The sequence below is a fragment of the Candidatus Methanoprimaticola sp. MG2 genome, from assembly GCF_047501175.1.
GTDB lineage: Archaea > Thermoplasmatota > Thermoplasmata > Methanomassiliicoccales > Methanomethylophilaceae > Methanoprimaticola.
On the sequence record NZ_JBEQWH010000003.1, the window covers coordinates 17,666 to 37,726 of the forward strand.

The 20,061-nt window shown below is 61.0% G+C and carries 16 protein-coding genes; 5 read left to right on the plus strand and 11 right to left on the minus strand.

Annotated features, from left to right (window positions below):
• Positions 1-75: 75 nt before the first annotated feature.
• Both V5D86_RS02745 and V5D86_RS02750 read right to left on the minus strand, forming a co-directional pair.
• On the minus strand, positions 76-1,980 hold the full coding sequence (locus tag V5D86_RS02745) for a beta-CASP ribonuclease aCPSF1 (protein WP_414595169.1): 1,905 nt from the start codon (positions 1,978-1,980) through the stop codon (positions 76-78).
• 71 nt (positions 1,981-2,051) lie between these two features.
• A complete protein-coding gene (locus V5D86_RS02750; protein ID WP_414595170.1) occupies positions 2,052-2,684 on the minus strand; it encodes a proteasome subunit beta in 633 nt (210 codons plus the stop codon).
• 200 nt (positions 2,685-2,884) lie between these two features.
• On the opposite strand from V5D86_RS02750, the gene V5D86_RS02755 reads away from it, so the two are divergent.
• From V5D86_RS02755 to trpA, 3 genes are read left to right on the plus strand one after another with little or no spacing between them, the layout of a single operon-like run.
• Positions 2,885-3,934: an alcohol dehydrogenase gene (locus tag V5D86_RS02755; protein WP_414595171.1), complete on the plus strand. Its 1,050-nt coding sequence runs from the start codon at positions 2,885-2,887 to the stop codon at positions 3,932-3,934.
• 54 nt (positions 3,935-3,988) lie between these two features.
• On the plus strand, positions 3,989-5,176 hold the full coding sequence (gene trpB, locus V5D86_RS02760; RefSeq protein WP_414595172.1) for a tryptophan synthase subunit beta: 1,188 nt from the start codon (positions 3,989-3,991) through the stop codon (positions 5,174-5,176).
• The gene (gene trpA / locus V5D86_RS02765) at positions 5,169-5,954 is read left to right on the plus strand and encodes a tryptophan synthase subunit alpha (RefSeq protein WP_414595173.1); all 786 of its coding nucleotides are present in this window, start codon (positions 5,169-5,171) and stop codon (positions 5,952-5,954) included. Before trpB ends, trpA begins: the two co-directional genes overlap by 8 nt.
• A 15-nt stretch (positions 5,955-5,969) precedes the next feature.
• Here trpA and V5D86_RS02770 read toward each other — a convergent pair whose 3' ends face one another.
• The 5 genes from V5D86_RS02770 to V5D86_RS02790 are packed head-to-tail and all read right to left on the minus strand — an operon-like array spanning position 5,970 to position 10,431.
• A complete protein-coding gene (locus V5D86_RS02770; protein ID WP_414595174.1) occupies positions 5,970-6,608 on the minus strand; it encodes a phosphoribosylanthranilate isomerase in 639 nt (212 codons plus the stop codon).
• Entirely contained in the window at positions 6,605-7,387 is a 783-nt protein-coding gene (gene trpC / locus V5D86_RS02775; RefSeq protein ID WP_414595352.1) for an indole-3-glycerol phosphate synthase TrpC, read from the minus strand. Before trpC ends, V5D86_RS02770 begins: the two co-directional genes overlap by 4 nt.
• Complete coding sequence (trpD, locus tag V5D86_RS02780) at positions 7,371-8,405, minus strand: anthranilate phosphoribosyltransferase (RefSeq protein WP_414595175.1); 1,035 nt, start codon at positions 8,403-8,405, stop codon at positions 7,371-7,373. Before trpD ends, trpC begins: the two co-directional genes overlap by 17 nt.
• Entirely contained in the window at positions 8,402-8,971 is a 570-nt protein-coding gene (locus V5D86_RS02785) for an anthranilate synthase component II (RefSeq protein ID WP_414595176.1), read from the minus strand. Before V5D86_RS02785 ends, trpD begins: the two co-directional genes overlap by 4 nt.
• Positions 8,968-10,431 carry an anthranilate synthase component I family protein gene (locus V5D86_RS02790; RefSeq protein WP_414595353.1) on the minus strand — a complete coding sequence of 488 codons (1,464 nt, stop codon included), beginning with the start codon at positions 10,429-10,431 and terminating at the stop codon, positions 8,968-8,970. The genes V5D86_RS02785 and V5D86_RS02790 overlap by 4 nt, the downstream gene beginning before the upstream one ends.
• 242 nt (positions 10,432-10,673) lie before the next feature.
• Here V5D86_RS02790 and V5D86_RS02795 point away from each other — a divergent pair, with 242 nt between their 5' ends.
• Positions 10,674-12,128, plus strand: coding sequence for a nicotinate phosphoribosyltransferase (locus V5D86_RS02795; protein ID WP_414595177.1), 1,455 nt, complete (start codon positions 10,674-10,676; stop codon positions 12,126-12,128).
• Between the two features lie 415 nt (positions 12,129-12,543).
• Positions 12,544-14,778, plus strand: a complete 2,235-nt coding sequence (locus V5D86_RS02800) for an adenosylcobalamin-dependent ribonucleoside-diphosphate reductase (protein ID WP_414595178.1) — start codon at positions 12,544-12,546, stop codon at positions 14,776-14,778.
• A 153-nt stretch (positions 14,779-14,931) separates the two neighbouring features.
• On the opposite strand, the gene V5D86_RS02805 is transcribed toward V5D86_RS02800, so the two are convergent.
• From V5D86_RS02805 to V5D86_RS02820, 4 genes are read right to left on the minus strand one after another with little or no spacing between them, the layout of a single operon-like run.
• Positions 14,932-15,645, minus strand: a complete 714-nt coding sequence (locus V5D86_RS02805) for a hypothetical protein (RefSeq protein WP_414595179.1) — start codon at positions 15,643-15,645, stop codon at positions 14,932-14,934.
• Complete coding sequence (locus V5D86_RS02810) at positions 15,635-17,566, minus strand: DUF2085 domain-containing protein (protein WP_414595180.1); 1,932 nt, start codon at positions 17,564-17,566, stop codon at positions 15,635-15,637. Before V5D86_RS02810 ends, V5D86_RS02805 begins: the two co-directional genes overlap by 11 nt.
• Positions 17,563-19,371 (minus strand): ATPase, T2SS/T4P/T4SS family, encoded by a 1,809-nt coding sequence (locus V5D86_RS02815; RefSeq protein ID WP_414595181.1) that lies wholly within the window; start codon positions 19,369-19,371, stop codon positions 17,563-17,565. Before V5D86_RS02815 ends, V5D86_RS02810 begins: the two co-directional genes overlap by 4 nt.
• Entirely contained in the window at positions 19,368-19,895 is a 528-nt protein-coding gene (locus tag V5D86_RS02820) for a hypothetical protein (protein ID WP_414595182.1), read from the minus strand. Before V5D86_RS02820 ends, V5D86_RS02815 begins: the two co-directional genes overlap by 4 nt.
• Positions 19,896-20,061: the final 166 nt, after the last annotated feature.

Below are 20,061 nucleotides of genomic sequence, written 5' to 3' on the forward strand. Positions count from 1 at the left end.
GAGGACACATACGTGTCCTCAAAACTTGAATAGAAGGAATGGTCCGGCACACCGGAGTGTGCCGGACGATGGTTTTCACCTGAGCCTGATGGTCTCGAGGTTCTGGGGAGCCTTGGTCTCGATCCCGTACTTCTTGTAGATGGACGATGCGAGATCGGTACACTTGCGGTCATCCCCGTGACCTATTATGATGCGGTCGGGCTTGGGATCCAGGGAGCTGATGTAACGCATGAGCTGCTTCCTGTCCGAGTGTCCCGAGAAACCGTCCACGGTCTCCCTCTGCATCCTGATCTTCAGGTTGATGGGCTTGCCCCTCATGTTCAGGGTTATCTCGGGCCTTCCCCTCTGGATGGTGCGCCCTATGCTTCCCTCGGACTGGTATCCCACGAATAGCAGCCAGTTCTTCTCATCGTCCGCCCACTCGCGGAAGTACTCCATGACGGGCCCTCCAGACATCATTCCGCTGGTGGCGAGGACGATGCACGGGTCGGGGGAGTGGCAGATCTCCTCCCTCATGTCGGCGGTCTCCACCCTCTTGAACGCGGGCGAGAGGAATGGGTTGTTGTTCTGCTGGAAGATCTGCGTCCTCAGCTGGCTGTTGAGATACTCGGGATATGCCGTGTGGATGGCGGTCGCCTCCCAGATCATACCGTCGAGCCATACGCTTATGGGAGGGATCTTCTTTGTACGTATGAGCTCCTCGATGACCAGCATGACCTCCTGGGAACGTCCAACGGCGAAGACAGGGATCAGGACGTGTCCGCCGTGCTCCACGGCTTGCTGCAGGTAGTTCGCGAGCTGGTCAGACGCATCCGCCCTGGTGGGCTGCATGTCGTTGTGACCACCGTATGTGGACTCCATGACGAGGGTCTCCAACCTGGGGAACTTGGTGTTGGCCGGGTTGAACAGCCAGGTCTTCTCGTACTTGGTATCGCCGGAGAACGCCACGTTGTGCAGTCCCTCCCCGATGTGGAAGTGCGCTATCGCGGACCCGAGGATGTGTCCTGCGTTGTAGAACGTCAAGCGCACATCGGGCGCGATGTCGGTGACCTCGTTGTACTTAAGGGGAATCGTGTGCAGGATCTCCTGCCTTACGTGCTGCGCCTCATAGGGAGTCTTCTTGTTCTCGCCGAACCCCAGCTTGATGTTGTCCAGCTGCAGGAGGGCCATGAGGTCCCTGGTGGGCGGGGTGCAGTACACCGGCCCCTTGTACCCGTACTTAAACAGTGCGGGAAGCGTCCCGCAGTGGTCCAGATGGGCGTGCGTTATGACAACGGCGTCCAGCTCCGAGAGGGGCTGCGCCTCGGGGATCCCGAAATAGGGGGTGTTCTCCGAAGATGGGTCGAGCCCGCAATCGATCAGGATCTTGCTCTCCCTCGTGGTGAGGAGGGACGCAGACCTTCCGACCTGCCTGAACCCTCCCATGGCGGTCACCCTGACCCACTGCTCTCCCTCCAGCTTGGGCCTGGCTATCCTCCTGGCCACCGCCTCGAGCATGTCCTGGCGCTCGTCGTGGTTCGCCCTGAGATACCCTCTGACATCCGAAACGGTCTTGGAAGGTATCGGCGGTGCACGGATGACCTTCACATTCCATCCGGACTCCTTGCGCAGGTCTGCAAGCAGCTTCCCCTCCTTCCCGACCACCTCGGACGGGTTGATGGCCTCGACGACTGCCTCCCCGGTCTCCTCTATGAAGTTGATGTCATAGATGTCCGCACTCTCGGGGATCATCGAGCGGATCATCTCGTCCACCTTCGACGGGTCCTCCAGCCCAGAGGGATCCGGACGGATGTCCACCCTACGGTGGATGTTCTGGGCGACCATCCTCGCGACGGAATCGTTCGCGGAGAGCTTCTCGTACTCGTCCGTGTAGACGACCACGATCGGACCCTCGAACTTTATGTCCTTGATGCTCACGTCGGGAGGCATGGAGCGCTTGACCTCCTCCCTCAGGGTATCGAACAGTCTATCGACATTCATGTAAAGACCTGCTTTGTAATTGTTGAAATTCGGAAAAAAGGGGTTTTGGAAGATGTTTCGACCAGTTATCCTCAGTTGGGGAAGTCGATCCCGAGCGCGTCGCAGCGCTTCAGGATCTCCTCGTGTGAAATGGACTCGTATCCGTCCGGACCGATGTAGGAGACCAGCATTCCGTCCCCGGTGCAGTTGTCCCTCTTCCTTGCGGAGTTGAGGGCCCTTATCGCGACATCGATCCCTTCGTCCTTCGTCATGCCGTCCTTGTAGAACGCCTCCAGCGCTCCCAGTGCGTAGACGGAACCGGATCCGACGGACATGTAGTTGTCCTCTATATATCCGCCCGCCCCGTCGATGCTGTAGACATGACCGCCTGTCCTGTCGTACCCTCCGACGATGAGTCCGAGGTAGAATCCCTGGCGGATGACGCTTGCCACAAGCGTCGCCGCCGCGTTGACAGACATGGGGGCACCCTTCCTCATCGTGTAGATGGACATCTCGCTCTGCATGAAGCGGACCATGAGCTGGGCGTCACCGACGCCCCCGGCGATGGTCATCCCGAGATTGTCCGTGAGCTGGTAGACCTTCTGGACATGGGTGTGAGCGATCTGGTTGCCCATGGTGGCCCTCTGATCGGATGCAAGAATGACTCCGTCTTTCAATTTCATTCCGATTGTGGTCGTACCCGTCTTAAGAATGTCCTCAGTCATGGTCAATCTCCTATCTAGTTGATGGAAAAAGGCACTGTCCTCGACTGTGCTGTGTTTGACTAAATGAGCGATGCTATATAAACCCTGGGTAACCGCCGAGATAGCCTGTAGGTGGGAACGGTCCGTCAGGGGCCCACGTCCGTCCGCAACGCTCGGAACACGTCGCTATCCACATATCCCCGGCCGACCATGTCGCACCCATGAAGGCCATGATCTTCGGAGGCGTAGGCGACCTCCACATGGGGGACATCCCGGAACCAGCCCTGGAGAGGTCGACCGATGCGATCGTACGCGTGACCATGTCGTCCATATGCACCAGCGACCTGCACATCGGGGCCGGCGCGGTACCGCGTGCCGTTCCCGGGATCGCGCTCGGACACGAGTTCGTGGGAGTGGTGGAGAAGGTCGGGGCCGATGTGAAGAATGTCTCGGTCGGGGACCGCGTGGCCGTGAACTGCGAGACCTATTGCGGCGAGTGCTTCTTCTGCAGGCATGGCTGGGTCAACAACTGCACGGACCCCGCCGGAGGATGGGCGCTCGGATGCAGGATAGATGGCGGTCAGGCCGAGAGATGCAGGGTCCCCTTCGCGGACAACTGCCTGACGGTCATCCCGGATCCCGTGTCGGACGAGAAGGCTCTCCTGACGGGGGACCTCCTCTCCACCGGGTACTGGGCATGCGACATCGCTGGAATGGAGGAAGGGCACACGGTCGCGGTCATAGGCGCGGGACCAACGGGGCTGTGCTGCGCCATGATGGCCGGATTGAAGGGACCGGCCGACATCGTGATCGTAGACGTCGACGAGACCCGCCTGGAGTTCGCCAGGGAGCACGGAATCGGGACGGCGTACGTGAATCCGCTCAGACAGGACTTGGAAGAAGAGCTGAAGGGGATGACGGACGGCAGGGGAGCGGACGTTGTCCTGGAGGTCGCCGGCGGAAGCGATACCTTCGAATGCGCATGGAGGGCGGCCCGTCCCAATGCGACGGTGGTCATCGTCGCCATGTACGACTCCCCCCAGACCCTGCCTCTCCCGGAGATGTACGGAAAGAACCTGACGTTCAGGACCGGAGGGGTCGACGGGTCCCACTGCGGGGACATCATGGACCTCATAGCCTCGGGCAGGGTGGACGCATCCTGCCTCATCACCCACAGATTCCCGTTTTCCCGCATCGAAGAGGCATACGACCTGTTCTCCGACCGCAGGGATGGTGTCATGAAAGTAGCTATTAACTTCATCAATGAATAAAATAATTCATTAATGAACATAAAATACATATAAGCTGTACCCTTCCCAATGGATATGACAAGAGACGGAAGATACGGCGAATACGGTGGCCAATACGTTCCAGAGACCCTGATGAACGCCGTCATCGAGCTGGATGAGGCGTATCACAAATGCATCAAGGACCCCGGATTCCTCGCCGAGGTCGACCGCATGAACAGGGAGTACACCGGGAGGCCCTCCCCCCTCTACTATGCGAGGAGGATGACCGAGGACCTCGGAGGTGCGAGGATCTATCTCAAAAGGGAGGACCTGAACCACACCGGTGCCCATAAGATCAACAATGTCATCGGGCAGTGCCTGCTTGCCAAGAGGATGGGCAAGACCCGCGTCATAGCCGAGACGGGAGCAGGCCAGCACGGCGTCGCGACGGCGACCCTCGCCGCATACCTCGGACTGGAGTGCGAGGTGTTCATGGGGGTCCACGATGTCGAGAGACAGGCCCTCAACGTCTACAGGATGGAACTCCTGGGAGCCAAGGTCCACCCGGTCAAGGAAGGTACCGGCGTCCTCAAGGACGCCGTGAACGAGACGCTCCGCGAATGGACCAAGAGGGTGGACGACACCCACTACGTCATCGGGACCGTCATGGGACCCGCCCCGTTCCCCGAGATGGTGTGCGAGTTCCAGAGCGTCATAGGGCGCGAGGTCCGCAGACAGATGACCGAGGCCGAAGGGAGGATACCGGACTACCTGCTCGCATGTGTGGGCGGGGGCAGCAACGCCATCGGTCTGTTCCACCCGTTCATCGACGACATGGACGTCAGGATGATCGGCTGCGAGGCCGGCGGGAAGGGCGTCGACACAGACCAGCACGCCGCGACCATGACCAAGGGCACCACAGGGGTCTTCCATGGGATGAAGTCCCTCTTCTGCCAGGACAAGTACGGTCAGATCGCACCCGTGTATTCCATATCGGCCGGACTCGACTATCCCGGGATCGGTCCGGAGCACGCCTACCTGAAGTCCCTCGACCGCGCGCAGTACGTTGCCGTGACGGATGATGAGGCAGTGTCGGCGTTCGAGTACCTTTCCAGGACGGAGGGGATCATCCCCGCCATCGAATCGTCCCACGCGGTCGCACACGCCATGGATCTGGCACCCACCCTGGACAAGGACGACCTCATGGTCGTCAACCTGTCCGGGCGCGGCGACAAGGATGTGGCCGCGATAGCCAGGTACAGAGGGAGGGACATCCATGATTGATCCCGACGCGGTCCTCAGGGACGTGTTCTCCCACAGGGCGTTCATCCCGTTCATCACATGCGGGGACCCGGACATCGGGACGTCCGAGAAGATCGTGCGCACGCTCGCATCCGCCGGAGCCGACCTCATCGAGCTGGGGCTCCCGTTCTCGGACCCCATCGCAGAGGGTCCCGTGATACAGAACGCGGACGTCCGTGCCCTCGCGTCCAACACCACGACGGACGACATATTCGACATGGCCATGCGCATCAGGGAGGACCTGGACGTCCCCATGCTGATAATGACGTACTTCAACCCCGTGTTCGTCTACGGGTGCGAGAGGTTCCTCCAGAGATGCGAGGATGCCGGGATCTGCGCCCTGATAGTCCCGGACCTGCCCTATGAGGAGAAGGCCGACATACAGGAATGCTGCACCAGGCACAACGTCAGACTGATCTCGATGATCGCCCCCACCTCGGAGGGACGGATCTCGGAGATAGCCTCGCACGCGGAGGGGTTCATCTACGTTGTGTCGTCGATGGGGGTCACCGGGACGAGGACCCAGTTCAGCTCCGATGTGGAGGGGATGGTGTCCACGCTCAGGAAGGCGACCGACCTGCCCTGCGCGGTCGGTTTCGGGATATCCACGCCCGAACAGGCCCGCCGCATGACGGACTTCGCCGACGGTGCCATCGTCGGGTCGGCGATCGTCAAGATAATAGAGAAGCACGGGACGGAGTGCGTACCGTTCGTGGAGGAGTACGTCCGCGGGATGAGGGCCGCGCTGGACGCTGAATGAGTCTCGAAAACCCCTTCAAACCCCTTTCGCATCGCATCGGTGATGTTCCAGGAGCGGCTCGAAGTTCCCCCTCGCCGCATAGACGAAGGAGGTCATCTTCGTGGGGTCCTTGGCCCCGTCCGTCTCCACTCCCGACGACACATCGACGCCGGCGGGACCGAGCGTCCTGACGGCCTCCAGCACGTTGGACGGGTCCAACCCCCCGGACAATATGTACGGGACGGGGACATCCTGAAGGATCTCCGTGTCGATCCTCCTGCCGGAACCCATACCGGCATCCAGCATTATGTGGTCAGCCTCGCACGACACGGCGAGGTCGAGGTCCTCCCTCCCATTGATTATGAACGCCTGTATTACCGGCACCCCGGCCGCATCGACTACCCTGCGCACATAGCTCCGGTCCGACGCGTCATGGATCTGCACCATGTCTATCAGCCCGGAATCGACCATGTCGCGGATGAACCCCGGGTCCTCCCTGACGAAGACCCCGACGCGGGTGATGTCGCCGAGCATCGAGGATATCTCCGACGCCCTCTCCTTCGTGATGAAGCGTCTGCTGCCCTCATGGAACACGAACCCGACCATGTCGGGACCGGCCATGTTCGAGTATATGGCGTCCAGGGGCGACATCAGCCCGCATATCTTCACTATCATGACCTCATCGACTCCAGGGTCGCATGCGGATCGGACGAGCGCATCAATGCCTCTCCCACGAGGACGGCGTCGAATCCCGCATCCCTGAGCATCCTGACGTCCTCCGCGGACGTTATGCCGCTCTCGGACACCGCGACCACCGAGTCGGGGATGTGGTCCCTGAGCTTTAGACTGTTTCCCAGGTCCACGGTGAACGTGGACAGGTCACGGTTGTTTATGCCTATGATCTCCGCATCCGACGAGACCGCCCTCTCGACCTCCTCCCTGGTGTGCGCCTCCACGAGCGCATCCATGCCAAGGGACTCCGCGAGCTCGCGGTACGACCGGAGCTGCCGGTCGCTCAGGATCGCCGCTATCAGCAGCACCGCTGACGCGCCGATCTCCTTCGCACGGTATATCTGGTACTCGTCGATTATGAAGTCCTTCCTGAGGACCGGCACGGAGACCGTGTCCGCGATGTCCTCCAGGTACGCATCCCTCCCCTTGAAGAAGCGGGGCTCCGTGAGCACCGATATCGCGGATGCGCCGGCACGCTCGTAGCCCTTCGCTATGTCCAGGTACGGGAACTCCTCGGAGATCATGCCCTTGGACGGGGATGCCCTCTTCACCTCGCAGATGAAGGACATACCGTCGGAACGGAGGTTGCGGATGAACGGAAACCCCGTCCGGCGTGGACGCACCATGCTCCCCTCCTTGACATCGGAGAACGGACGCACCGTGCGCTCGAAGGACACCCTCATGCGGGTGCTCTCCACGATGCTGTCAAGGATCGAGGACATCTCCCTCACCCGTGAGCCTCACGAAGAGGTCCAGACGCTTCGAGGCCTCCCCCGAGTCGATCGCATTGCGGGCCATCTCGATGCCCTCCTGTATGGACGATGCCCCGCCCACGGTGTACAGTCCCGCACCCGCGTTCAGGAGAACCGCGTCCCTCTTGGCACCGGTGGAACCGCCCAGGACGGAACGCGTGATAGCCGCATTCTCCTGGGGCCCTCCTCCGAGCAGATCGTCATGGGAATGGCGGACGAGCCCGAAATCCTCCGGGGAGACCACATACGGGTCGTACGTCCCATGCCTCATCTCCCCCACCGTCGTCTCCGCACAGACGGACATCTCGTCTATCCCGTCCCTCCCGTACACCACCATCGCGTTCAGCACCCCGAGCATGTCGAGTGCCCTGGCGACCGGACCCACCAGCTCCTCCGAGTACACTCCCGTGAGCTGGTTGCCCGCGGCGGCAGGATTGGTCAGCGGACCCAGGATGTTGAACACCGTCCTGAACCCTAGCTCCTTCCTCACCGGTGCGACGTAGCGCATCGAGGAGTGGTACCTCTGGGCGAACATGAACGTGAACCCGCACCTCTCCAGGATCTCCGCGGACGTCTCCGGGGAGATGTCCAGGTTGGCGCCCAGCGCCTCGAGCACGTCCGCGGCGCCCGACCTGCTGCTCATCGCGCGGTTCCCGTGCTTCGCGACCCTGACGCCGCATGCGGCGATGACGAACGCCGACGTCGTCGATATGTTGAATGATCCGGACCTGTCCCCTCCGGTCCCCACGATCTCCAGGTCGCGGGAGTGGTCCCCGGGCAGCTTTATCGAGTGGGCGCGCATCTCTGCGGCGCTCGCGGCGATCTCCTCCATGGTCTCGCCCTTCTGCGCGAGGGCCGTGAGGTACGACGCGATCGACACGGACGAGCACTGACCGCTCATGATGGAGTCCATGACTGACCTCGCCTCCTCGTATTCCAGATCCCTTCCCAGGACCAGCTTGGACACCGCCTCGCTTATCGCGGTCATATCCTCACCCCCATGAAGTTGGCCACTATGGCCGGTCCGTCCGGTGTCAGTATAGACTCCGGATGGAACTGCACTCCGTAGACCCTGTTCACGGGGTCCTCCACGGACATGACCTCCCCGTCATCCGACCTGGAGGTCACCCTCAGACAGGAGGGGAGGGTATCCTCCTCGACCGCCAGCGAATGGTACCTGCCCACAGGGATGGCCCTGTCCAGGCCCTCGTAGAGCGGGGACTCCTCCAGCGATATCCTGGAGACCTTCCCGTGCATCAGGTGCTTCGCATATCCCACGGTCGCTCCGTACGCCTCGCATATGACCTGGTGTCCCAGACAGACGCCGAGGATCGGGACCCTTCCCCCCAGGTCGGTCACGACATCTCTGCAGACCCCTGCATCGCATGGCCTCCCGGGACCGGGGGACAGGACAACCCTGTCGAAACCGGCATCCATCACCTCCGACGCGGAGATCACATCGTTCCTGACGACCTCGACATCGTCGAACGTACCGAGCAACTGGTACAGATTGTACGAGAAGCTATCGTAATTGTCTATGAGGAGGGTGGTCATTCCAATCCCTCCGAAGCCTTCTCGACCGCCTCCACGGCGGCCCTGGCCTTGTTCATGCATTCCATGAACTCGTTGTGCGGGACCGAGTCCGCTACTATCCCCGCCCCGGACCTCACGAAGACCTTCCCGTTCTTCCTGTAGACCAGGCGGATCCCGATACAGACGTCCATGTCGCCCGAGAAGTCGATGTATCCGACGGCACCGCCGTATATCCCGCGCTTGCAGTCCTCCAGCCCGTCTATGATCTCGCATGCCTTCAGCTTCGGTGCCCCGGAGAGTGTCCCTGCAGGGAGGACGGCCTCGATGGCATCCATCGCATCCTTCCCCTCGGCGATCCTGCCGGCGACGGTGGAGCCGATGTGCATGACATGGGAGTACCTCTCGACCTCCATGTACCTCTCGACCTCCACCGAGCCTATGCGGGAGACACGCCCCAGGTCGTTCCTCCCGAGGTCCACGAGCATGTTGTGCTCCGCGCACTCCTTCTCGTCGGAGAGGAGCTCCTGCTCGATCCTCCTGTCATCGTCCACGTCCGTGCCGCGGGGTCTCGTCCCCGCGAGCGGGAACGTGCGGAGGACGCCGTCGCTGAGCTTCACCAGTGTCTCCGGCGACGACCCTGCCACCTCCACGTCCGTGCCGGACAGGTAGAACATGTACGGGGACGGGTTGGTCGTGCGGAGGACGCGGTACACATCCAGCAGGCTTCCCTCGAAGTCCGCCTCCAGCCTGTTGGAGAGCACGACCTGGAATATGTCGCCCTCGCGGATGCGCTCCTTCCCCTGGTCCACCATCCTGCAGTACTGCTCCTCGGAGTACATGGGCCTGAACCCGGACCTAAGTACGGCCCGGGGATGCGCCCTGTGCCCATCGGCCCTTATCAGACCGACGATGCGGCGGATCTCCGCACAGGCCTCCTGATAGTCCCTGCCCGAGTTGACATGGACGATGACCGAGATCGTCTGACGGAAGTTGTCGAAGACGATGACCTTGTCGAAGAGCATCAGGTCGACGTCCTTGAACCCCTCGTCGTCCTTCGCGTCCAGCACGAGGGACGGCTCCGAGTACTTGATGAAATCGTAGGAGAAGTACCCCACGAGACCGCCGGTGAAGGGGGGCATGCCCTCCAGGGTGGGGGACCTGTACCTGCCGAGGATCTCGCGTATCACGTCCGAGGGGTGCCCTGCGGCGATGGTACGGACATCCCCGTTCTCCCTCACGGTCACATCCCCGTCGGAGCATACGATGCTCAGCTCGGGCCTGAACCCGATGATCGTGTACCTTCCCCAGCGCTTCCTGTCCTCCACACTCTCCAGTATGAAGCAGTGCTCATCCTCCGCCATGAGTGCGGAAAGCACCTCCACAGGGGTGCGGATGTCAGACAGGATCTCACAGAAGACAGGGACCGTCCCGTATTCGGCACGCAAGTCCCCGACCGTCTTTTCGCTTGGGCTGTACTCCATGTACGCTACCTTCTCTATTTTCTCCATCACTGATTTGGTATATAATGTATTTTATTGTAAGTTAATGTATAAATTTGTTTAATATTATATAGTATTATACAAAATTATCCCATGATTGGACATGAATATACAATCAAAGCTGACGGACAAGACGCGGACGAGGGCAACAATTAGGATATGGAGCCGCATACCGGACCCTGTCAGGAACCGGACGATGCCGGGTCCAGCACTTCGGTGATCGAATGAGTATGTGTGACCGGCGCAACCTGTCCATGGTCATGGACCTGTACGAATTGACGATGTCCAACGGTTACTTCCTGGACTCCGACCCGGATGACGTCGCCACGTTCGACGTGTTCTTCCGCAGGATCCCCGACAACGGGGGATATGCCATATTCGCCGGTCTGGAACAGATAGTCGAGTACATCGAGGACATGCACTTCGAGGACGACGACATCGAATACCTCGGGTCGCTGGGGATGTTCGACCCCGGTTTCCTGGAGTTCCTCAGGGGATATCGCTTCAAGGGATCTGTCTCAGCCTTCGACGAGGGGACCGTCATATTCCCGGGAGAGCCCGTCATCACCGTGACCGCACCCCTCATCGATGCGCAGATCGTGGAGACGGCCATACTGGCGCAGTTCAACCACCAGTCCCTGATAGCCACCAAGGCATCCAGGATAGTCCGTGCGGCGAAGGGCCGCGCCGTGTCCGACTTCGGGGCCCGCAGGGCGCACAACATGGACGCGGCGGTGTACGGGGCCAGGGCGGCGTACATAGGAGGCGTTGCAGGCACGGCCACCGTGCTCTCCGGAAAGATGTTCGGCATCCCGATAAGCGGCACGATGGCCCACAGCTGGGTGATGTACCATGAGTCGGAGTACGAATCGTTCGCGGCGTACGCGCGCATCTACCCGGACGACACCGTCCTGCTGATAGACACGTACGATGTCCTCAAGTCCGGCACCCCCAACGCGATCCGCTGTGCCAAGGAGGTCCTCGGGCCCATGGGCAAGAGGCTCAAGGGCGTCCGTCTCGACTCGGGGGACCTGGCATACCTCACCAAGGAGGTCAGGAAGATGCTGGACGCAGCCGACATGGAGGACTGCAGGATCATTGCCTCCAACAGCCTGGACGAGTATTCCATATCCTCCATCATCGACCAGGGAGGGTGCATAGATGCCTTCGGAGTCGGCGAGAGGCTCATAACATCGAAGAGCGACCCGGTCTTCGGCGGGGTGTACAAGATCTCCGCCATCGAGAAGGGCGGCGTCACAATCCCCAAGATCAAGGTGTCGGAGGCGGTGGAGAAGATCACCAATCCCGGCCGCAAGATGGTGTATCGCATCTACGATTCCACCGGCCATGCCACGTCCGACCTCATCACCCACGAGGACGAGGAGGTGGACCTGTCCGGACCCTACGATGTCATCGACACACATCGGCCATGGAGGAAGGTGGACCTGTCCGGACACACCGCGAGGCCGCTCCTCAAGCCCATCATCGTGAACGGTACGAGGGTGTCCCCCCAGAGGAGCCTGACCGAGATCCGCGACTATGTGAGGATGCAGCTCAGGGACGAGATCTGGGAGGAGGAGCAGAGGTTCGAGAACCCCCACATCCACCACATGGACATGAGCGTCTCCTACTATGAGGACAAGATGGAGCTCCTCAGCCGCTGTCAGAGCAACAGGTGATGAGCGCCCGGGCGTGCGTGGGACATGCCCTGGGCAAACAACAAGGATCGTCCATTATCCGCGGACCACTGATGCCAATCAGACCCACAAAGGCCTTTTCAGACAAGGATTGCATATCCTTCACGTCCAAAATCGTCCATAGGGATTATGCTTCGAAGATATGACACTTTAACGCCGTCAACAGCTTGTATGCGCCTGATAAGCTTATTATTATACGTGAAAGCTTGATTATTTTGGTATTATCTGAACGTACATACAAAGAATTTCGTTTCTTTTATATTAGTTGGATATATACTCCAACATATCCTTCCATTACCAAGAATTCAATGACAACGAAGGTCAATAAATAGGATAAGCCGATGGCGCGTGAGCCGAGGCATCCCAGTTGATGTGGACGGATTATGGGGAAGTGGACATGCAGATAGGAGACTGGTTAGGCAAGGACAATGAGCTGGGCACTGACATCTGGACCAAGAAGTACTGCCACGAGGGCGAGAGCTTCGACGAATGGCTGGACAGGATCAGTAACGGCAATCAGGACCTCAGGAGGATGATCGCAGAGAAGAAATTCCTCTTCGGAGGAAGGATCCTTGCCAACAGGGGCCTCCACAAGAGCGGCCTCAAGGTCACATACTCCAACTGCTACGTCCTCACCCCTCCCGAGGATTCCATAGAGTCCATCTTCGAGACCGCCGGGAGGCTCGCACGCACATTCAGCTACGGAGGGGGCGCCGGGATCGATATCTCCAAGCTCGCACCCCGTGGCGCGAAGATCAACAACACCGCGTCCGAGACATCCGGAGCGGTCTCCTTCACAGACCTGTTCTCCATGGTCACCGGCCTCATCGGACAGCACGGAAGGCGCGGTGCCCTGATGCTGACGATCTCCTGCGACCACCCCGACCTCGAGGAGTTCATGTCCGTGAAGACGGACCTCGAGAGGGTCACCAAGGCCAACATGTCCATCCGTGTCAGCGACGAGTTCATGGAATGCGTCCGCGACAAGAAGCCCTACACCCAGGTCTTCGACCGTCCCGAGAGCAACCAGCACATCGAGAAGAAGCTCGACGCGAACGCATTCTTCCAGAGGCTCTGCTACACCAACTGGGACTATGGGGAGCCCGGATGCCTCTACTGGGACAGGATCTCCGAGTGGAACCTCCTGTCCGAATTCCCCGACTATTCCTATGCAGGGACCAATCCCTGTGCCGAGGAGCCCCTTCCCGCGGGAGGGAGCTGCCTTCTCGGAAGCATCAACCTCGCGGCGTTCGTCAGGGACGGCAAATTCCAGTCGGAGGAGTTCACGGAGGCCGTCAGGATATGCGTCCGCGCGCTCAACGACGTCCTCGACGAGGGCCTCCCGCTCCATCCGCTCCCCGAGCAGAGGGAGTCGGTCACGGACTGGAGGCAGATCGGCCTGGGGATCATGGGCCTGGCGGACATGCTCATCATGCTGGAGTACACCTACGGTTCGCCCGACGCGGTATCGTTCTGCGACAGGCTCGGGAAGCTGATGATGGACACCGCCATCAACGAGTCCGCCGTCCTCGCGAAGGAACAGGGCATGTTCCCCAAGTGCGTCCCGCAGCAGATCATCGACTCCCCGTTCTTCAAGGAGAACGCGTCCGACGAGACCCGTGCCCTCGTCGCGGAGTACGGGCTCAGGAACTCCCAGCTGCTGACCATCGCCCCCACCGGGACGCTGTCCACCATGCTGGGCATCTCCGGGGGGATCGAACCGATCTTCGCACTGTCGTACGAGAGGAGGACGACCTCCCTCGAGGACCATGACCAGTACTACAAGGTCTACACGCCCATCGTGCAGTCGTACATGGACGCCCACCCGGAGATCGAGAACGAACAGGGCCTTCCCGGATTCTTCGTGACGGCACAGAACCTGGACTACAGGAACAGGATCGACATGCAGGCCGTCTGGCAGAAGCACATCGACGCATCCATCAGCTCCACGGTCAACCTTCCCGAGAACTTCCCCGAGAACGACGTGTACAACATCTACATGCTCGCGTGGGAGTCCGGATGCAAGGGTGTGACCGTGTTCCGCGACGGATGCAAGCGTCTGGGGATCCTCTCCACCAAGGAGAGCGAGAAGCCCGCGGACAAGACCTCGTCCTCCGAGGACAAGCGCGGTGCCGTGGAGGATGTCGCCGACAACGTGGTCGGGAAGAAGAGGAAGCTCATGACCGGCTGCGGAAGCCTTCACTGCACGGCGTTCTTCGACCCGAACACCGGCGAACTCAGGGAGGCGTACCTCAACAAGGGATCGACCGGAGGATGCAACAACTTCATGGTCGGGCTCTCCAGGATGATATCCCTCGCGGCCAGGTCCGGATGCAGCATCGATAAGATCGTGGACCAGCTCAAATCATGCGGATCCTGCCCCTCCTACGTCGTCAGGACCCACACCAAGAAGGACACGTCCCTTGGATCCTGTTGCCCCATGGCGGTGGGATGGGCCCTGACCGACATGTACAACGAGATGCAGGCGCAGATCAGGGGCATAGACGACGAGGCGCCCGAGGAGGCGCCCGTCAGGGAGATCAAGAACCCCTGTCCGAAATGCGGTGCGGAGCTCGAATTCCAGGGCGGATGCAACGTATGCAAGTCATGCGGATGGACGAAGTGCGAATGAGCCCATCCAAACCTTTTAAACCAAACCTCTTTAACCCCTACTGAGGCGGGTAGCCAGTAAGTCCCATTCCATGATACGCACCCTCATTAAGACCGGCGTGCCTCAAATTTGAACTACGGATGGGCCGGCGTCAGGACCCAGTGCCTGCCTGCCTCACTTCTTCACATTCCATGCGACGATACATGCCTCGAAACGGATCCTCACGACATCCCCCGACAACAGTGATTCCGCGAATGTCCTGACAGAATCCTCCACGGTATCCGCCGGTGCGCCCCGGGCTATGCAGTCCCTGGACAGGGACGCACAGAACAGGTCCAATGGACACTCTATGTCCGTGGATATGACGGTCGAGTCATGGTCCCGACCCTCATCGGACAGCCATTCCACGAATGGGCGGTAGTCCGGGAACCCCGGGAAGCTCACATTGAAGCCGATCGACCTCAGGACGGCCTTGCGAAGGCTGCGATAGTCGTGGACCGTCGGGAAGACCACGACACAGCTCCTCGATGAGACCGTCTCCGCACGTAGCAGCGAATCACGGCTGTAGCAGAGGTATGACGGGGATATCAGGACCGAGTCGTACCTCCCCCTGGAAGGCACGTACGAGTTCCAGTCCCTCTCGAACAGCTCCGTCCTACATCCGCCCTCACACCTCGCCCCGGTCACATCGAGGGCGCTACGGTCACGGTCCATGCAGACCAGGACCCTCACGGCCCTGGACATCGGCCTCGAGAACCCTCCGCGCCCACAGGCGACGTTCATGGAGCAGTCGTCACTCGTGAGATGACCGCGCGATAGCAGCCACTCCACGGCCCTGGCCGGCACATCCCCGAACTCGCAATCCCGATCGATACTGTCACTGACCATAGGTGTCCCCGTCCCTGTATAGGAGCCATGCCATTATTAGTGATGCGCCGAGACCTGCTAACACCCCGGTCAACATCCTGAGCGAGGGCATGTCCGGGCCAGTGGTCTCGACGCCCCACTCCGCGACCATGATTGCTATCAGGACGAGCCCGAGTGCGGGGATCCTCCTGTCGGAACAGCGGCCGCCGAGGCGGAACGCCATCAGGAACCCTACGGAGAGGCCCGCGAATATCCCGACGTCACGGATGCAGAACGGGAGCTGGGAACCGTTGAGGACATACGACCTCCACTCCTCCTGATGGCAGAACAGGTCCCCGAGCGCATATATGATCCCGACCGGCCCGTGTCCCTCCCAGCCTCCGTCGATCATCCCCGGAGAGCCGTCCAGCATCCTGAAGGACCCGTACGGCGCCATGAACGGGGCCGCCACGGTCAGGGCCAGGAGGATGCCGAAGGCTGCGAATCCGATAAGAACCGCACGCCTCCTGAAATCCATGCCCCCGCATCGCATCCCGAGGTATAAACCCCGTCGGAACTGGAACATCGTGCACATACGGAACACCAGGAGGGCGATCGGTGACATCAGGCAGAACTTCCAGATCATCTCCCTGACACTTCCCCTCCCGCCCAGACTGGACGTGAGTATGGAGATCAGAGCGCACAGTTCCAGGATGTATACGGACAGCATGGTCCCGGTGCCGTCCAATCCGGAATACCCGGATATCTCGCTCAGGGGCTCCAGCATCGATATGCTCATGCCGAGGACCATGGGGGCGAACAGCACCGCCGTGCCGGACATCATGTCCGTCATGCTCTTCAGCCGTATCTCCAGCTCCTTGCGTATGTTGGAACCGTTCTGGAACTGCCTTCCCACGGCCACGGCCAGCCTTCCGGCGTCCTCGGTGTCCTTCAGGGAGCATCTGTGTATGTAGCACAGCGTGCGGGACACCTCCGCCGAGACCGGCTCTATCACCCTGCGGACGGCCGATTCCACATCGCCCCTGCACAGGTCCAGCTCCCTCCTCAGCGAGAGCCCGACATCCGAGCACTCGGTGCGTCCCGATATCACATCCACCGATACGTTCTCGAAGTTGTCCCCGCTCAGCATCGCGTTGCCCAGTTCGAACACGGAATCCCTCAGTCCGGACTCCGACCGGATCCTGGCCGTCTCGTCCCTGCGTCCGCGGACCAGGAGGATGAGGCACATCGCACAGGACGAGACGACGGCGAACAGCATGGCCTCCTCGGGAGTGTTCCCTGCCGCGGATATCAGCAGGTAGAGCGGGACCGATAGGAGAAGTGGCGATGCCGACGATATGCCGCTGACCCCCATGTCCGACTCCAAAAAAGGGTTGTCGAAACGGATCTTGAAGGCCATCAGGAGTATGAGCGCCGGGATCAGCACCAGAGTAGACACGAGGATCACGTTGCTGTCGACCGGCATGGACCCGAACATCCCGCCTATTCCCATCAGTGGGAGTATGGACATCATGATCATCGGGGCCATTATCCCCAGGCCGAAGACCAGCATGCAGGGCATGGACAGGGATGCGCTGTACCTCTCCCCCATTATCCTCACCGCATCCAGCGCCGAATCGGAGGCCTCGCGGAGTATCCTGAGCCTTTCCTGCGGATCGCCCACGTCCGCCGCGGAGATGCACAGCATCAGGGACTGCCGGTACCCCGAGGCGCTGTCGGGCATCCGCCCCAGGGCCGCGATGATGGAATCCCTCACGGACGGGGACCTCTTCACATCCACGAGCCGGATGCATTCCGTGAATATCGACCTGGATATCGGCGGGCCGTCCTCCGCCACGGTCCTGGCAGCGACATCCAGGGACCCTCCCGACTCCACGACCGACGTCATGAGCCCGACCACTGTCGGGGCCTCGTTCAGCAATCTGCGGTGATCGACCCTCATTCGGACCCCACCCTGTCCTTGAGCTCGTTCAGTGCCATCTCCGCCGAGTAGCCCGGCCTCATCCCCGAAAGGATGTCGTTGGCCGTCTGTATCCACTCCGGGCCAAGGTACGCCTCGTCGGCCGTCCCCATCCCGGCGAGATAAGAACGCATCATCGACCTTGCACGGATGTCCTTGGACACGTCCTTCGGGGACATCTGCAGCGAGCTCAGCACACGGCCCATGAACGGGGAGCGCATCATGCCCTCCGGGGTGGACATGTCCTCGAACTCGCCCGGCTCCTTCCCCGTGGACACGATCTCGTTCACCCTGCGGATCAGGTTGCCGCTGCGGCGGTCCCTCACCGTCTCCAGCGTTATGAGCACGTCCGTCGCCATGAACGCCTCGGGCGGGATGCCCATGTCGTACACCATCCTCTGGTAGACGGACGATGCGGAATCCCCGTGGACCGTCCCCATGATCGCACTGCCGGCGCGTCCCGCACGCATGCTCTGGTACAGCGTCTTCGCCTCATCCCCTCTGACCTCCCCCATCACGATGGCCGACTCCCCCAGCCTGAGGGAGACGCGGAGGGCCTCGTCGGAACGGGAGGTCGCCGTCCCCTGGATCCTCTCGTCGACCAGGATGGTCTGGACCTTGTATCCCATGCTGCGCATGTAGTCCCCCGGAAGCTCCAGGGTGTCCTCTATCGTGAGTATCCTCTGACTGAGTGGGAACTCGAACATGAGCGCGGAGAGGAGGGAGCTCTTCCCTGCACCCCTGGCCCCGCACACGAGGAAGGTGGCACGGCTGTTGACGAGGAACGAGAGCATGCCTGCGACCCTGGGGGACACCGTCCCGTTGGCGATCAGGCGGCTCAGGGTCCACGGCCTGACGGAATGCTTCCTGATGGCCACCGCGTTCCCCCTCGGGCTCAGGGGGTATCCGATGATCGTGGCCCTGGCGTCGAACTCGCGGATGTCCGTCTCCAGTACCGGGCTGGAGCGGCAGAACCTGAGGCCGCTGTCCCTCTTGAGTATGTTCAGGAGGTTGTCGACCTCACGGTCCTCCGCGGTCAGGTTGGTGGAGCACCTGATGTATGAGTTCAGACCGTCTATGCCGTTCACCGTGACATGGATCCTGTTGGACGAGCAGGGGGCATCCACATAGATGTCCTCTATGTGCCGGTCGGACAGCAGCACCTCGAATATCCCCGCTCCGACGGAGTGCCTGTACGCGATGGCGCAGACGTCCCTGACCACCGAGTCCACGTCCTCGGCGGAGGACGCGTCCCTGATGTCCTCCCATCTCCCGGTAAGGATAGAACGCGTCATGCCCATGACGGAATCCCTGTCGAGGCTCCCCCCGCGGTCGCGGTATGCGTCGCGGATCTCCTCTATGACGTCCATCACGACGGCGTTGAGGGCGTCTGGGTACGCGTACTCCCTCGGCGTGACGCAGTACATCGTCTCCCCGTTGTTGGACACACCTATCGCGACGGAGCCCACGTCGGTCATGTAGGATGCCACCCTGCGGAGGTCCGGGGAGGGGGATATCCAACAGTCGGCGTAGGACGGCTTGGACCTCACCGCCGTACCGGCGATGGCGGCGAACATCTCCGTGAACGAAGCGGGGGCCGCCCTCGTCCTGGACCCCGGCGCCCTGTCCGGCCCGTCGGTCGCGATGGTCGCTACGGTGGACCTCGGAGGGGTGCTGTCGAACAGTGTGCTCTCGCCCATCTCCTCCGACGTCCCGTCGTCCATGGGGGCCCTCTCCGGGTCCGGACGGAATATCGAGGCGAATGGAGGGATCCTCAGCGAGCTCACGGTGCCTCCCTCCTGTAGGATTCCGTCATTGACCTACGGATGGCCGACATCCCCTCCGAGATCTGGTCCAGGGTCTTCACGGTGGTGGCCGTGCACTCGGCACACCCTTCCCTGTCGGGAGCCGACGAGACGATCTCCTCGGCCGTCATCCCCAGCACAGGGTCCGGGAACCTGGACCATGCCTCCTCGACCACGGCCGTCCTGGAGACCGGGCATGTGCGGCACCTCCCCTTCGGGGGTTCCGCAGGGACCGCCCATCTCTTCAGCGATGCCACGTCCCTGAGGATGCGCCCCGCCGTCCCGGAGACCTCTATGTCCCTCCCGGTCCTCATGACGATCCTGCCCGCGCCTCCGACGGAGCACAGCGAGAACACCATGCACCGTATGCACTCCTTGGACCCGGGAAGCGGTATGAATTCACACTCCCTGCAGTCGATTATCAGCGAATCCCCCGAAAGCGACGCCTTCGGAGCATCATCCTTCCCCCTGGAAAGCATCCCTGTGAGATCGAATCTCAGTTCCATGGAACGGACTTCGTCTCATCTTTTATAACGCAGGAGGTGTGGTGTAACACTTACACAAAAATCCTTAGATATTTGTAGGATCGATGGGACCCCGTAACCCCATCCGGACACCGTACGACCGACCGACTTCGGAGACCACCCATATTATATGGGGACCCGTTCCTGA